At 65.4% G+C, this 13,754-nt stretch carries 15 protein-coding genes; 9 read left to right on the forward strand and 6 right to left on the reverse strand.

The features are described from left to right. The first annotated feature begins 27 nt into the window (after positions 1-27). The 9 genes from KUL97_RS12150 (at position 28) to KUL97_RS12190 (ending at position 9,855) form a co-directional block, all read left to right on the forward strand. A complete protein-coding gene (locus KUL97_RS12150; RefSeq protein ID WP_217797206.1) occupies positions 28-219 on the forward strand; it encodes a hypothetical protein in 192 nt (63 codons plus the stop codon). A 116-nt stretch (positions 220-335) separates the two neighbouring features. Then, a complete protein-coding gene (locus KUL97_RS12155) occupies positions 336-524 on the forward strand; it encodes a hypothetical protein (protein WP_217797207.1) in 189 nt (62 codons plus the stop codon). A 45-nt stretch (positions 525-569) separates the two neighbouring features. Then, entirely contained in the window at positions 570-1,928 is a 1,359-nt protein-coding gene (gene mnmE, locus KUL97_RS12160; protein WP_217797208.1) for a tRNA uridine-5-carboxymethylaminomethyl(34) synthesis GTPase MnmE, read from the forward strand. Between the two features lie 51 nt (positions 1,929-1,979). Continuing rightward, positions 1,980-2,846, forward strand: coding sequence for a carboxylating nicotinate-nucleotide diphosphorylase (nadC, locus tag KUL97_RS12165; protein ID WP_217797209.1), 867 nt, complete (start codon positions 1,980-1,982; stop codon positions 2,844-2,846). Positions 2,847-2,996: 150 nt separating this feature from the next. Further along, positions 2,997-3,878 carry a DUF3365 domain-containing protein gene (locus KUL97_RS12170; protein ID WP_254896439.1) on the forward strand — a complete coding sequence of 294 codons (882 nt, stop codon included), beginning with the start codon at positions 2,997-2,999 and terminating at the stop codon, positions 3,876-3,878. Then, on the forward strand, positions 3,875-4,813 hold the full coding sequence (locus KUL97_RS12175; protein ID WP_217797211.1) for a PhnD/SsuA/transferrin family substrate-binding protein: 939 nt from the start codon (positions 3,875-3,877) through the stop codon (positions 4,811-4,813). The genes KUL97_RS12170 and KUL97_RS12175 overlap by 4 nt, the downstream gene beginning before the upstream one ends. Next, complete coding sequence (locus tag KUL97_RS12180) at positions 4,813-6,882, forward strand: protein kinase (RefSeq protein WP_217797212.1); 2,070 nt, start codon at positions 4,813-4,815, stop codon at positions 6,880-6,882. The genes KUL97_RS12175 and KUL97_RS12180 overlap by 1 nt, the downstream gene beginning before the upstream one ends. 44 nt (positions 6,883-6,926) lie before the next feature. Next, positions 6,927-8,720: an arginine--tRNA ligase gene (gene argS, locus KUL97_RS12185; RefSeq protein ID WP_217797213.1), complete on the forward strand. Its 1,794-nt coding sequence runs from the start codon at positions 6,927-6,929 to the stop codon at positions 8,718-8,720. Between the two features lie 4 nt (positions 8,721-8,724). After that, on the forward strand, positions 8,725-9,855 hold the full coding sequence (locus tag KUL97_RS12190; RefSeq protein ID WP_217797214.1) for a histidinol-phosphate transaminase: 1,131 nt from the start codon (positions 8,725-8,727) through the stop codon (positions 9,853-9,855). Here KUL97_RS12190 and KUL97_RS12195 read toward each other — a convergent pair. The 6 genes from KUL97_RS12195 to prfB all read right to left on the reverse strand — a co-directional run bounded on the left by KUL97_RS12195 (position 9,834) and on the right by prfB (position 13,695). Further along, on the reverse strand, positions 9,834-10,580 hold the full coding sequence (locus KUL97_RS12195; protein WP_254896440.1) for an MBL fold metallo-hydrolase: 747 nt from the start codon (positions 10,578-10,580) through the stop codon (positions 9,834-9,836). The genes KUL97_RS12190 and KUL97_RS12195 overlap by 22 nt on opposite strands. A gap of 36 nt (positions 10,581-10,616) precedes the next feature. Further along, positions 10,617-11,213 (reverse strand): aminodeoxychorismate/anthranilate synthase component II, encoded by a 597-nt coding sequence (locus KUL97_RS12200; RefSeq protein WP_217797215.1) that lies wholly within the window; start codon positions 11,211-11,213, stop codon positions 10,617-10,619. Between the two features lie 23 nt (positions 11,214-11,236). After that, complete coding sequence (locus KUL97_RS12205; RefSeq protein ID WP_217797341.1) at positions 11,237-11,719, reverse strand: diacylglycerol kinase family protein; 483 nt, start codon at positions 11,717-11,719, stop codon at positions 11,237-11,239. 75 nt (positions 11,720-11,794) lie between these two features. Continuing rightward, positions 11,795-12,364, reverse strand: a complete 570-nt coding sequence (gene ybeY / locus KUL97_RS12210) for an rRNA maturation RNase YbeY (RefSeq protein WP_217797216.1) — start codon at positions 12,362-12,364, stop codon at positions 11,795-11,797. A 3-nt stretch (positions 12,365-12,367) separates the two neighbouring features. Next, positions 12,368-12,574 carry a DUF3285 domain-containing protein gene (locus KUL97_RS12215; RefSeq protein WP_217797217.1) on the reverse strand — a complete coding sequence of 69 codons (207 nt, stop codon included), beginning with the start codon at positions 12,572-12,574 and terminating at the stop codon, positions 12,368-12,370. Then, positions 12,567-13,695 (reverse strand): peptide chain release factor 2 gene (gene prfB / locus KUL97_RS12220; protein ID WP_217797218.1). Its coding sequence is split into 2 segments (ribosomal slippage): positions 12,567-13,619 and positions 13,621-13,695, totalling 1,128 coding nucleotides; the frame shifts between segments, so codons are not numbered across the junction. Before prfB ends, KUL97_RS12215 begins: the two co-directional genes overlap by 8 nt. Positions 13,696-13,754 lie beyond the last annotated feature (59 nt).

The following is a 13,754-nucleotide window of genomic DNA, read 5'->3' on the forward strand; positions in this document are numbered from 1 at the left end:
TTCTTCTAGAGCCTGTTGATTCCCCTGGTGACCTGGTGGCGCAGTGGCTGCGCGCTCTTCGTGTTCACGCTGTCGCGGGATCCCCAGCTGCGGGTGCCGTTGCCGCTGGCCAGTCCGATGAGTGTGGCCGTGGCCGAGCCTCTCCGCGACATCACCTGGAATGAAGCCCAGGTTCAGGCCGCCGCGGTTTCTGCATCTTCAGATCCGAGGCCGTCATGAGGGTTTGCAGCTTTTCGCCGCGTGCGGATCCGCCCACATGCACTGGAGGCGGTGCCCTGCACTACAGCTTGGGCAGGCGGCGGCGCCTACGACGGTGGAACGAATTAGCTGATTCCATGACATCCGAACAAGCCGCTCAACTGATCGACGACACCCTCGATCTGGTGCATCAGCGCTTGATCTCGCTGGAGCACGAGCAGCAAACCCAGGCGCACAAAGCCCTCACCGAGGAGTTCCGCGAATGGCGCCACCCCAGCGGGGGCCATATCGACCTGATGGTGTGCCCGGGATTCCCGCCAACCTGAGTCGCTTCGCCGCGGGAGACACTGGAGGCATCGCAGCCTCCCGCCTTGCCGGACGACACCATCGCTGCTGTGGCCACGGCCATTGCCCCCGGAGAGGGCAGTGTTGCGATCGTGCGGCTGTCCGGGCCTGAGGCAGAAGCTATCGGCCAACGTCTGTTTGTGCCCCCTGGTGATCAGGCCTGGGAGAGTCATCGCGTGCTTTATGGCCATGTGTGTGATCCCGCCAGCGGCGAACGTGTGGACGAGGTGCTGCTGCTGCTGATGCGAGCGCCCCGCAGCTTCACCCGTGAAACGGTGGTCGAGTTCCACTGCCATGGCGGCCTGATCAGCGTGCAGCGCGTGCTGGAGCTGGTGCTGGGTAGCGGTGCCCGCCGCGCCTTGCCAGGGGAGTTCAGCCAGCGGGCCTTTTTGAATGGCCGGCTCGATCTCACCCGTGCTGAGGCGATCAGCGAATTGGTGACGGCCCGCAGCCGCCGCGCCGCCCAGTTGGCGATGGCTGGCCTGGATGGCGGTTTGCAGGCCCGGATTGCTGGTTTGCGGGAGCGGTTGCTGGATCAGCTGGCGGAGCTCGAAGCGCGGGTCGACTTTGAAGACGACCTGCCGCCCCTCGATGGCGATGCTGTGGCGTCTGAACTGGCCGAGGTGCAAGCCCAGCTCGAGCAACTGGTGGCCGATGGCGAGCGTGGCCAGCTGCTGCGTGAGGGCTTGCGGGTGGCCATCGTGGGCCGCCCCAACGTGGGCAAGAGCAGCCTGCTCAACCGGCTCAGCTGCAGTGAGCGGGCGATCGTGACCGATCTGCCCGGCACCACCCGTGATCTGGTGGAGAGCGAGCTGGTGCTCCAGGGGGTGCCGCTCACCTTGCTCGATACCGCCGGCATTCGATCCACCAGCGATCGGGTGGAGCAGATCGGGATTGAGCGCAGCCGCTCCGCCCTGCAGGCCGCCGATGCGGTGCTGTTGCTGTTTGACCTCAGCGCCGGCTGGTGCGCCGACGATGCGGCGTTGCGTGAGCTGGTGCCGCCGGGGGTGCCCCTGCTGGTGGTGGGCAACAAGGCCGATCAGCTCACGCCAGGTGCCGGCCCCGCGTCAGCAGCGGCGGATGTGTGCATCAGTGCGCTCACTGGCGCGGGTGAGAGCGAGCTGGTGGCGCAGCTGCTCGCCCGCTGCGGCCACAGCGATCCACAGGGGGTGCACCTCGCCCTCAATCGCCGTCAGCAGGATTTGGCGGCGGCGGCGGCGGCCAGCCTCAGCGCCAGCCTGGAGGCGGCCCGGCAGCAGCTGCCCTGGGATTTCTGGACGATTGACCTGCGCACCGCCGTGCGCGCCCTCGGGGAGATCACGGGCGAGGAGGTGAGTGAAGCGGTGCTGGACCGGGTGTTCTCCCGCTTTTGCATCGGTAAGTGAGCCCCAGCTGGGCCCACAGAATGGGCAGGCTCAGCCGCAATGCTTGCCCGGATGGCAGCTCCACTGCCCATCACTCCTCAACTTTGCGCTCAGCTCCAGGCCTGGCTCACTGAAGACATCGGCCGCGGCGATCTCAGCGCTCCAGCCCTGCAAGGTTGCGCGGGCCGTGCGCACTGGATCGCCAAAGCCGAAGGTCGCTTCTGCGGGGGCGTGCTGCTGGAGCCGTTGCTGCACCAGCTCGATCCAACGGCCCAGGTTCGGTTGTTGGTGACTGAAGGGGCGCCGGTGATTCCAGGGCAGCGTTTGCTGGAGCTGGAGGGTGCGGCAGCGGCCTTGGTGGCGGTGGAGCGCACGGCTCTCAACTTGGCCATGCGGCTCTCCGGTATTGCCACGGCCACGGCTGCTCTGGTGGCTGAGCTCGCTGGCACGGGTGTGCAGTTGGCCGATACCCGCAAAACCACCCCAGGGCTGCGGGTGTTGGAGAAATATGCGGTGCGTTGCGGCGGCGGGGTGAACCACCGCATGGGCCTCGACGATGCCGCCATGCTCAAGGAAAACCATCTGGCCTGGGCCGGTGGCGTGCGCGCGGCGGTGGCGGCGGTACGGGCCTCGGCTCCCTGGCCGGCGCGGGTGATCGTGGAGGCGGAAACCGAGCAGCAGGCCCGCGAAGCGGTCGAGGCCGGTGCCGATGGGGTGTTGCTGGATGAATTCAGCCCCGAGACGTTGCTGCTGCTCGTGCCGCAGTTGCGTCGTTGCGCGGCCTCCCGCGTTGCCGGGGCCTCGGTGGTGCTGGAAGCCTCCGGAGTGCAGCCCGAGCAGCTGCGGGCCTACGCCGCCACTGGGATCGATCTGATCTCCACCAGTGCGCCGATCACCCGCAGCTCCTGGCTCGACCTGAGCATGCGCTTCGAGGGCTGAGTTCGCCCCGCTTGTGTGCAGTCGCATCTGGGGCTGTTGCTTTTGCAGCGTGCCCCTTACCTTGTGGGGGCGAACTGTGGCTGCGACATGAAGTTCCCGGTGCTCCAGGGCTGGATGGTGGGCTCCGGGCAGCGGCCGCTCCGCAAGCAGTTGGCCATCACGCTCTCGGCCATCTTTGCGCTGTCGATTCTGGTGGCTGTGCTGCTGTTGAATCAACTCTTTGGCTTGCAGGCGCGCAGCCTGATTGATCAGCGCTCCAGCTTCTTTATGGATGCGATGTTGGCCGTGCGCGAATACACCAGTAAAGATGTCAACCCCATTGTCGCGCCTTTGAATGAAGGAGCGGGTGCATTTCGTCCTGAGTCTGTGCCCAGCTATTCGGCTCAGACGGTCTTCTCCTATCTCAAGGCAAAGCCTGAGTATCGGGAATATTCCTACCGTGAAGCGGCTCTCAATCCCACAAACCTGCGCGATAAGGCCGACAGCTTTGAAACCGGTGTGATCGAGCGTTTTCGCAACGAGCCATCGCTGACCACGCTGGCGGGTGAAAAAAATACACCGCTTGGTCCCATGCACTTTGTGGCGCGTCCGATCAAGATCACCAAAGAGAGTTGCCTGGTTTGTCACTCCACGCCCGCCCGGGCTCCCGCGAGTCAGCTGCTCACCTACGGCGACAGCAGCGGCTTTGGCTGGAAGCTCAATGAGATCGTGGGCGCTCAGATTGTGACGGTGCCCCAGAAGGCTGTGTTTGAGGCCAAGGATCGGTCGCTGTTCACCACGGCGTTGCTGTTTGTGATTGCTTTTGTGGCGGTGGGTTTGATTACTAACAGTGTGCTCAATCAGTTGATCCTGCGCCCCATGCGTGAGATCAGCCGCAAGGCGGAGGAGGCCAGCGTCACTCCGGCCACGGTGTCGTTCGACGAGCGCAGTCGCAGCGATGAGATTGGCTTGCTGGCCCGCAGCTTTGAGCGGATGAAGCAGAGTTTGGCGATCTCGATGCAGATGCTCAAAGACCGGCAAGGGCGTCCATGAGCGTTGCTGGCTTGGGGGTGCGGTGGCCGCTGCTGGCTGTCGCTTCAATGCTGTGGGGTTTGGCTGGCTGCGGACAGCAGCCGTCTGAGCGGGTGAGTCTGTGTGGGCCTGTCGGTCAGCTGCGGGTGGGTTATGTGGGTGCCGAAGAGGGCCGAGCTATGGCGGGGCAAGCCGTTTTGCCCGATTCCGACATCTCGCGTCTGCGCGATCTGTTGACCATCGCCAGCCGCTGCGAGGTGTCGCTGGAGCCGGTGGTAAGTCCGGAGCAGGCACGGCAACGGCTCGGGGCCGGCGAATGGGATGTGGCGTTTCTGCCGCCCGGTCTGGCAGCCCTGGCGATGGAGGGGTCTGATCAGCGGGATTACAGCCTGCTGCGGCCCCTTGGGCAGCGCAGTCAGTCGCGCTCGCAGTTGTTGGTGCCTTCCGGCAGTGATCGGCGCACGCTCGCGCAATTGAACGGCGCTCGGCTGGGTCTGCTGCCGCGGGGTTCACTCACGGGTTTTTATCTGCCCCTTTACAACCTGCACGGCTTGCGTTTGCAGTCAGTTCACTATGCCCTCAGTTACCGCGAGTTGCTCGATCAATTGCGTGCCGGCAAGTTGGATGTGATCGCCTGGGATGCATCGCTGCCCGATCCCGGTACAGATGTGCGGGTGATCGTTGATGATCCAAATCTCATTCCTGTTGGTGCGTTGGTGCTCAGTCAGCCTCTGGTGGCAGCTGATCACCAGCCGTTTCTCAAGCTGTTGGATCAGAGTGCTGCCCAGCTTCCTCCCAGTCTGGGTTATGTGGCTGGGGTGTTGCCAGAAGCCCAGGGGCTGCAACGGCTCCGCACAGTGGTGACCAACGTGGAGAGCTGGACCTTGCCGCTGAAGGGGCAGCCCTATGCGGTTTACGGTCGCAAGCAGCAACTCAATGCGGAGGGGGCGAGTTGATGGCTGGGCGTGAGCGCCAGCTCAAGGCCATCGTGTTCAGCGATGTGGTGGATTCCTCCGTGAAAATCTTCGCGGATGAGCTGATTGCTATTCAGCGCATCAAAGAAGATCTGGCGCTCATTCGTGATGAGCTGCAGCGCCATGGCGGGTCCTTGGTGAAATCGCTGGGTGATGGCCTTCTCGCCACCTTCGATGGCCCCACCCAGGCGCTGGAGTTCATTCAGTCGTGCGTGCAGAGCCTGACGGCGAGAGGGCGTCAATCCTTGGCCCATCGCTTTGGCTTGCACACCGGCGAGATCTATGCCGACGGCGACGACATTCTCGGCCAAGGCGTGCATTTGGCGTCTCGCCTCCAGACGGTGAGCCCGGCCAACGGCGTGGCCTTTGTGCGGTCCACCTATGACCTGATTGATCCCCGCTTCCGTCGTTTGGCACAGCCGATGGGCGAGGTGGAGCTCAAGGGGTTGCCGGAGCCGATGCAGGCGTATTGCCTCGGTCAGGAGCAGTTGCTCGACTTTGCCCAGGCCCATACGCCGGAGGCCGTGCAAGTGGAGATGCTGCTGGCGGATACCCCGTTTGAGTTGGTGCGCCCATTGGGGCGCTCGCCCGCCCAGCAGACCCTGCTGCTTCAGGAGCGGCAGCGGGAGCGCCAGGCGGTGATGAAGCTGATTCCTGCGGGGCCGTCGCTTGTGGAGGCCCTGCAGGTGGAGGCTGCCTGTTTGGATCGATTGCGGCATCCCCGTATTCCGAGGGTGCTCGATGGCTATGCCCGCGCCGGGATGTTCTGCTTCATTCAGGAATACATTCCTGGCCCTTCCCTGCAGGGATCACTCGATCTGTTGCGGCGCAAACAGCGGTTGGCGGAGTTGCTGCGGCAAGTGCTCCAAGTGCTCGAGCAGGTGCATGCAGCTGGCCTCGTGCATGGCGATTTGCATCCCGCCAATCTGATTCCTCCCCCAGAGGCGGGCCCCCTCTTCCTGGTGGATTTCTCCTTGCTGAAGGCCCGTCTCGATGTGGGATCGGATCAGCGTCGCTCGGGCTTCACGGGTGTCTCGGAGGCTGGGCGTGCATTTTTCTCAGCGCCGGAGCGGGCTCGCTTCGGCCGGCTGACGCCAGCCGCAGACCTTTACGCCTTGGGGGTGTCGGCCCTGAGCCTCTACACCGGTCAAGATCCCGCCAGCCTCTACGACGAAGCCCAGGGCTGTTGGTCGCTTCAGGGGGTGGAGGCGGAGGTGGCCGGCTGGCTGGCGCCCCTGCTGGAGGATTTACCGGCCCGGCGTGTGCAACAGGCGGCCGATGCGCTGCGGCTGCTCGATCAGTCGCCCGCGACTCCGTTGGTGAGTGTTCTCCCCGTGCTGGGGAGTCCGGGGACCGGCCTTTCTGCACTCAGCAAGCCCGTGCTGCATCAGCAACTGGTGAGCACGTATGGCCCGATGGTGGAGTTGCTGCTCGAGAGCCAGCCCAGTGTGATTCCGGCTGGGCAGGTGCCTGCGCTGCAGGAGCGGTTGGTGGCAGCCGGCTTGGCCCGTGCCGATGTGGAGGAGGCCTGTCGGGCCGCCCAGGTGCAGCCGGAGCCGGCTCTGGCGGTTGAGGCTGAGCCTGCTCCGGCTTCCGTGTCCCCACCAGCTGAATCGGCTGGGCCTGGGCGTGGGTATCTGCAAGAGCTGCGTCTGGCGATTGGTCCGATTGCTGATGTGATCTGGACGTCGGAGATGGAGCGAGCTGCGTTGGATGATCCCCAGCGGCTGCGTCCGTTATTGCTGCAGGCCAGCGTTCCCGAGGTCGCTGTGGAGTCGTTGTTGAAGCAGGTCTCCGGGGCGGTACCTGCGTCGCCTCCGGAAGGGATGGAGGTCGTTCAGCCCCCCACCCCAGAGCCGGAGGAGGCTGCGCCCGTTGATGGTGAGCAGTTGCTGCTGCGCCTGATCGGCCCCATCGGCAGCACGGTGTGGCACGAGGTGGCCCACTTGCCGGCGGAGCAGCGGCTGGCAGCCTTGGAAACGACCCTGCGGGGCTATGGCCTGGATGCGCTCACCCTGGCGGATCTGCGCCGGCAGCTTCAAGGGGGATGATCACATCACCTTGAAGGCCGCCCCAGGGGGTGGTGGGTGATTCCATGCTCCGCATCGCTGAAACCCTGGAAGCCCAGCTGCGCGCAGCGATGGAGCGGGCCTTCCCCGAGGCGGCGCCGCCGGCAGGAGGCTTTGATCCCCAGTTGGCCCCTGCCAGCAAGCCCGAATTTGGCGATTTTCAGGCCAATGGAGCCCTGCCGCTCGCGAAACCGCTGGGGCAGCCACCACGGGCGATTGCCACGGCGGTGGTGGAGCAGCTGAAGGCAGACCCGAGTTTTGCGGAGTTGTGCCTTGAGCCGCAGATCGCAGGGCCTGGCTTTATCAACCTCACCCTGCGCCCCGAGCGGCTCGCCGCTGAAGTGCAGGCCTGCCTCCAAGACCAACGTCTTGGGGTGCCTGCGGTGCAGGGCAATACGCCGGTGGTGGTGGATTTCTCCAGCCCCAACATCGCCAAGGAGATGCATGTGGGGCACCTGCGTTCCACGATCATTGGCGACTCTCTGGCGCGGGTGCTGGAGTTCCGCGGCCATCCGGTGCTGCGGCTCAACCATGTGGGCGATTGGGGCACCCAGTTCGGGATGCTGATCACCCACCTCAAGCAGGTGGCCCCCGAGGCGCTCAACACCGCTGATGCCGTGGATCTCGGTGATCTCGTGGCCTTCTACCGCCAGGCCAAGCAGCGCTTCGACGACGATGAAGCCTTCCAAGCCACCTCGCGCGAGGAGGTGGTGAAGTTGCAGGGCGGCGATCCGGTGTCGCTCAAGGCCTGGGGGCTGCTCTGCGATCAGAGCCGGCGTGAATTTCAGAAGATCTACGACCGCCTCGACATTCGCCTCAGCGAGCGCGGCGAATCCTTCTACAACCCCTACCTCGAGGCAGTCGTTGCGGATCTGGAGGCCGCTGGTTTGTTGGTGGTGGACGACGGCGCCCGCTGCGTGTTCCTCGAAGGGGTGAGCGGTAAAGACGGCAAACCGCTGCCGGTGATCGTGCAGAAGAGTGATGGCGGCTTCAACTACGCCACCACCGATCTGGCGGCAATCCGCTACCGCTTTGGCGCAGCCCCCGATGGCGATGGCGCCCGCCGCGTGATCTACGTAACTGATGCTGGCCAGGCCAACCATTTCGCTGGCGTGTTCCAGGTAGCCCGCCGCGCCGGTTGGCTGCCGGAGGATGGCCGGCTAGAGCACGTGCCCTTCGGCCTGGTGCAAGGCGAAGACGGCAAGAAGCTCAAAACCCGCGCCGGTGACACCGTGCGCCTGCGCGATCTGCTCGATGAGGCCGTTGAGCGCGCCGAAGCCGACCTGCGTCGCCGCCTCGACGAGGAAGGCCGCAGCGAAGACGAAGCCTTCATCCAGCACGTGGCCACCACGGTGGGCCTGGCGGCAGTGAAGTACGCCGACCTCAGCCAGAACCGGATCACCAACTACCAGTTCAGCTTTGACCGGATGCTGGCGCTTCAGGGCAACACGGCGCCCTATCTGCTCTATGCGGTGGTGCGCATCGCCGGTATCGCCCGCAAGGGCGGCGATCTTGAGGGCAGCTCTTCAGCCGCTGCTCAGCCCCTCAGCTTCAGCGAACCGCAGGAGTGGGCCCTGGTGCGCGAGCTGCTCAAGTTCGATGCGGTGATCGCTGAGGTGGAGGAGGAGCTGCTGCCCAACCGCCTCTGCACCTACCTCTTTGAGCTCAGTCAGGTGTTTAACCGCTTCTACGACCAAGTGCCGGTGCTCAAGGCCGAAGAGCCGGCCCGTTCCTCACGCCTGGCCCTCTGCCGCCTCACGGCCGACACCCTCAAACTGGGGCTGGGCCTGTTGGGCATTCCCACCTTGGAGCGCATGTGATCCGATGACGGCAGACCGCAATGCCCTCGACCGGCTGTCTCCGGACCTCCCGTTCCCCAGCCCTCGCCCTGAGGTGGAGAGCTTGCACGCCTACAGCGCGCCGCTGGAGGGACGGCGCCAGATGTTGCGGCTCGACTTCAACGAGAACACCATTGGCCCCAGCCCGAAGGTGGTGGAGGCGTTGCGGGCGATTCCCGCTGATCACATCGCCATCTACCCCGAGTACGACGGTCTGCGGGAGGCTGTGATCGCCAACCTGAATCTGCCCTTGCAGCCCGATCAGATGGGGTTGTTCAACGGGGTGGATGCAGCGATCCACGCCATCTTTCATGCCTATGGCGACCGGGGTGCGACGTTGCTCACCACTGCGCCCACCTTTGGCTACTACACCCCCTGTGCCCAGATGCAGGGCATGGCGATCGAAGCCATTCCCTACGACGGCGAGACGTTCGCCTTCCCATTGGAACGCATCCGAGAGGCCCTGCTCCAGCCCCGCTCCGGCCAGCCGCCGCGCCTGCTGCTGATCTGCAATCCCAACAACCCCACCGGTACCCGTCTGGCACCCGAGCGGATCCTGGAGTTGGCGGCGGCTGCACCGCAGACCCTTGTGGTGGTGGATGAGCTCTATGAGGCCTTCACCGGCGACAGCGTGTTGCCCCAGGCCGATTTCACCGCTCTGCCCAACCTGCTGGTGCTGCGTTCCCTGGCCAAAACGGCCGGCCTGGCCGGCCTGCGCATCGGTTTTGCCATCGGCCACGCCGCCGTGGTGGATCGCATCAGCCGCGTCACCGGCCCTTACGACATCAACAGCTTTGCCGTCACGGCAGCCTTCGCTGCGTTGAAGGATCAGGCCTATGTGGATGCCTACGTGGCGGAGGTGACCGAAGCTCGGGCCTGGCTGGCTGAGCAGTTGCGCTCTGCTGGCGTGCGCCACCATGTGGAGGGCGGCAACTACCTGCTGCTCTGGCCCCAGACCGACCCTGCCGCGGTGGATCAGGCTCTGCGTGAGGCCGGCATCCTGGTGCGCGCGATGACTGGCAAACCCCTGATTGATGGCTCGCTACGGGTGAGCATCGGCACCCGCGACCAGATGCAGCGCTTCTGGGCTACCTATCAGCGCATCACCTCGATCTGAGTGCCGTCGCTGAGGTTGGCGGGAAGGCTGAGCACCCGGCCCACCCGCTTCACCGGGGTGCCGCTCATGGCCTGGAGGAAGGGATCCACGCCGCTTTGATCACAGTCTTTCGGGGTGGTGCCGCTCACGTATTGCACCGGGATCACACGCCGGGGATTGAGCTCGCGCACCACCGCGGCGGCTTCCACGCCGGTGTACACCTTTGCCCCGCCGCCCACGCCGATGATCAGCACATCGGGTTTGCCCAGCAGCACCTTGTCTTCTGGGTTCAGCGTGGCGGCGGTGCCGCCCAGATGGGCGAACTCCAGCCCGCCCTGCTTCCAGCGCCACAGGGTGGACTGGCCGAAGCGGCGCCCGCCGAAGCGATCGTGAGGGGCTGAGATGCCGTCGATTTTCAGGCCGGCTACCCGGTAGGAGCCGGGGCTGCTGAGCAGGCGGCCGCTAGCCACGGGCGCTCCCTCATCCAAAAGGCGACTGCTGGCCAAAATCACGTTGGCGCTCACCCGTGGTTCTGCCAGGCCGGCAGCACAGCCCACAGCCTTGAACGGGTTGATCAGCACCGTGGCCCCGCCGCCGCGGATCAGCAGGGCGCTGTGGCCGTAGCTGGTGATCGTCACGCCGGTGTTGGCGCTGGCGGCCAGCGGCAGGGTGACGGCCGCCGCTGTCAGCAGGCGGATCGGCAACGAAGCGGTCTTGCGCAGAGCAACCATCGTCGGCAGGGCCATGGTGGAGCGGGTTGCCTGAAATGCGTGGGCCGAACCCTAGCCCGCTGCTGCCTGGGCGAGGAAATTGCTGAGCAGTTGGTGGCCGTTCTGGGTGAGCACGCTCTCGGGGTGGAACTGCACCCCCTGCAGGTGCGGATACGTGCGGTGGCGCAGACCCATGATCGTGCCGTCGTCGAGCCAGGCCGTGATCTCGAGGCAGTCAGGCAGGGACTCGCGCTCAGCGATCAGGCTGTGATAGCGGGTCGCGGTGAGGGGGTTGGGCAGGCCGGCGAACACGCCCTGGCCTTCATGCAGCACCGGAGAGGTTTTGCCGTGCATCAGCTCCTTGGCGCGCACCACCTTGCCGCCATACACCTGGGCAATCGATTGATGGCCGAGGCACACCCCCAGGGTGGGGATGGTTGGGCTCAGCTCCCGCAACACCTCCAGGCACACCCCGGATTGGTCGGGGTCGCCGGGTCCGGGGGAGATCAGGATGGCGTCCGGCGCCAGCTCGCGGATCTGTTGGAGCGTGAGGGCGTCGTTGCGCTCTACGCGCACGTCGTCGGTGATCGGGTGATCGGCGGCGAGCTCACCCAGGTACTGCACCAGGTTGAAGGTGAAGCTGTCGTAGTTGTCGAGAACGAGAAGCATCGCCGCGCCTGGCCAGGCCCCATTCAAACGCCCAGGCGCGCCAGCAGCGGTGGCAGCAGCAGCAGCACCGCGATCACCAGCGAACTGATGGCCGCTACGAGCACAGCAGCGGCGGCGCAGTCTTTGGCGATGCGGGCTAAGGGGTGAAAGCGGCGACCGATCGCCAGATCCACCACCGCTTCGGTGGCGGTGTTGATCAGCTCAAGCACCAGCACCGCTGCCACGGTGAGCACCAGCACCGCCAGCTGCTCCAGCGGTAGCTGCAGCCAGAGGCCCAGGAAGAACACCACCGCACCTGTCACCACGTGGATGCGGAAATTGCGCTGGCTGCGGAAGCCGTAGATCAACCCCTGGGCGGCGTAGCGAAAGCTGGAGGGCAGATCACCGGCCACGGCCCAGGCGCCGAGGCGGCGCACTTTGGGGGCTGTGTCGAGGCTGTTGGAGAGGGCGCTAGTGGGCTGGTCGAGGCTCTCGCGCGTCCCGTCTCGGTTCAGATCGCGCAGCATCGGTCTCCGCTCGGGGCTGGGTTCCTGGGGAACGAGCATGCGCCAAAGCTCCCGCTGCGTGCATCCGGGCGCACCCTACCGCTGCTCAGGGCTGGCGAGTAGTCGTTCCTGCCGAGCGAGCATCAGCGCCAGGCTGGCGTCGTCGGGGTGATCCCATCCCAGCAGGTGCAGCAGGCCATGGGTGGCGAGGAACAGCAGTTCCTCTACCAGTGAATGCCCATGCTCCGGTGCCTGGCGGGCGGCAGTCTCCAGGGAGATCACGATGTCGCCCAGTTCAAGCGCTTCCTCGCCCTCGTCGTCGGGCAGCGGGATCGGCGGGGCGTCATCGAGGCCATCGTCCTGGGCGGCAAAGGCGAGCACGTCGGTGGGACCGCTCTTGCCGCGCCAATCGCCGTTGAGCTCAGCGATTTCGGCATCGCCCACCAGGCTCAGACCCAGGCTGTAAGCGGGGGCCTGCAGCTCCGCTGGCAGTTCGGCGGCCATCTGCTCCAGCCAGTCGCTGATGCGGCCATGCCAAAGCTCGGCGCCGGCCATCGGGTCGGCCAGGTCACCGGCAGCGCTGAGCAGCTCGGCTGCGAGGGTGTCGTCGGCCTCGAAGGCGAGATCCAGATCTGGGGTGTGCTCGGCGGCTTCCGCGAACGCCATCGCTCAGGCCCCAGGCAGCTGCGGCCGGCCCAGCCAGGCCACCAGCACGATGAAACCCACAAACCCCAGGGCCGTGAGGCCGAAGTGGACCAGGCTGAGCTTGCCTTTGCGCACCATGTTGCGCATCGCCAGCTTGGTGAAGCTGGGGTTTTCGCCCGCGGCGCCGGAGGCCGGCTGCGCTGAGGTGCTTTCGCTGGTGGGATCAGTCATCGCTGCCACCTCCCGCCACCTCCACGCCCGCATGCAGCAGGCTCTGGATGAAGGGATCCAGATCACCGTCCATCACGCCCTGCACGTCGGTGGTTTCGTGCTGGGTGCGCAGGTCTTTCACCATCTGGTACGGGTGGAACACGTAGTTGCGGATCTGGTTGCCCCAGGCCGCTTCCACGATGTCGCCGCGGATATCCGCGATCTCGGCGGCCCGTTGCTCCTGGGCGATCACCAGCAGCTTGGCCATCAGCAGCGCCATCGCCTTCTCCTTGTTCTGGAGCTGCGAGCGCTCCTGGGTGCAGCGCACGAACAGGCCGGTGGGGATGTGCAGGATGCGCACCGCCGTTTCCACCTTGTTCACGTTCTGGCCGCCGGCGCCACCCGAGCGTGAGGTGGTGATCTCCAGGTCTTTGTCGGGGATGTCGAGCTTGACCTCCTCCTCGATCTTTGGCATCACCTCCACGCCGGCGAAGCTGGTCTGGCGCTTGTCGTTGGCGTTGAACGGTGAGATGCGCACCAGGCGGTGGGTGCCCTTCTCGTTGCGCAGATAGCCGTAGGCGTAGCGGCCTTCGATCTCGATCGTGCAGCTCTTGATCCCGGCTTCTTCTCCCTCGCTGAGTTCGTCCACGGTCACCTTCATGCCGTGGTCTTCGGCCCAGCGGGTGTACATGCGCATCAGCATCAGCGCCCAGTCCTGGGCGTCGGTGCCGCCGGCACCGGCATTGATGCTGATCACGGCGCCTTCCTTGTCGTAGGGGCCGCTGAGCAGGCGTTCCAGTTCCCAGCGATCCAGATCGGCCCGCAGTTTCTGGAGGGCTTCGTTGGATTCGCTGAGCAGTTCCTCGTCGGGCTCGAGGGCGTAAATCTCCACGGTGGCCTCGGCATCGGCCACAGCGCCCTGCCATTGGCTGAGTTGCTCGAGTTGCGCCTTCACCTCATCGAGCTGGCGCATCTTGGCCTGGGCCAGCTTCTGGTCATCCCAGAAGTCGGGCTGGGAGGCGAGTTGCTCGAGGTCTTGTTGCCGTGCTTTCAGTGCAGGGACGTCAAAGACAGTCCTGGGCATTGCCCAGGCGGTCAGTGAGCTCGGAGAGGTCGCGTTTGAAGTCGGTGAGATCGAGCACCGGCGGCTGTTGAACGTTGGGTCGACCGTACCTAATGGCGGGTGTTGAGGCGGATCGCC

The sequence above is a fragment of the Synechococcus sp. HK05 genome (genome assembly GCF_019104765.1).
Lineage (GTDB): Bacteria > Cyanobacteriota > Cyanobacteriia > PCC-6307 > Cyanobiaceae > Vulcanococcus.

Bases quoted from the DNA above. Each gene is read 5' to 3' on its own strand.
- KUL97_RS12155 (WP_217797207.1), top strand. From the start codon at position 336: ATGACATCCGAACAAGCCGCTCAACTGATCGACGACACCCTCGATCTG.
- nadC (WP_217797209.1), top strand. From the start codon at position 1,980: ATGGCAGCTCCACTGCCCATCACTCCTCAACTTTGCGCTCAGCTCCAG.
- KUL97_RS12175 (WP_217797211.1), top strand. From the start codon at position 3,875: ATGAGCGTTGCTGGCTTGGGGGTGCGGTGGCCGCTGCTGGCTGTCGCT.
- KUL97_RS12180 (WP_217797212.1), top strand. From the start codon at position 4,813: ATGGCTGGGCGTGAGCGCCAGCTCAAGGCCATCGTGTTCAGCGATGTG.
- argS (WP_217797213.1), top strand. From the start codon at position 6,927: ATGCTCCGCATCGCTGAAACCCTGGAAGCCCAGCTGCGCGCAGCGATG.
- KUL97_RS12190 (WP_217797214.1), top strand. From the start codon at position 8,725: ATGACGGCAGACCGCAATGCCCTCGACCGGCTGTCTCCGGACCTCCCG.
- KUL97_RS12195 (WP_254896440.1), bottom strand. From the start codon at position 10,580: ATGGCCCTGCCGACGATGGTTGCTCTGCGCAAGACCGCTTCGTTGCCG.
- KUL97_RS12200 (WP_217797215.1), bottom strand. From the start codon at position 11,213: ATGCTTCTCGTTCTCGACAACTACGACAGCTTCACCTTCAACCTGGTG.
- KUL97_RS12205 (WP_217797341.1), bottom strand. From the start codon at position 11,719: ATGCTGCGCGATCTGAACCGAGACGGGACGCGCGAGAGCCTCGACCAG.
- ybeY (WP_217797216.1), bottom strand. From the start codon at position 12,364: ATGGCGTTCGCGGAAGCCGCCGAGCACACCCCAGATCTGGATCTCGCC.
- KUL97_RS12215 (WP_217797217.1), bottom strand. From the start codon at position 12,574: ATGACTGATCCCACCAGCGAAAGCACCTCAGCGCAGCCGGCCTCCGGC.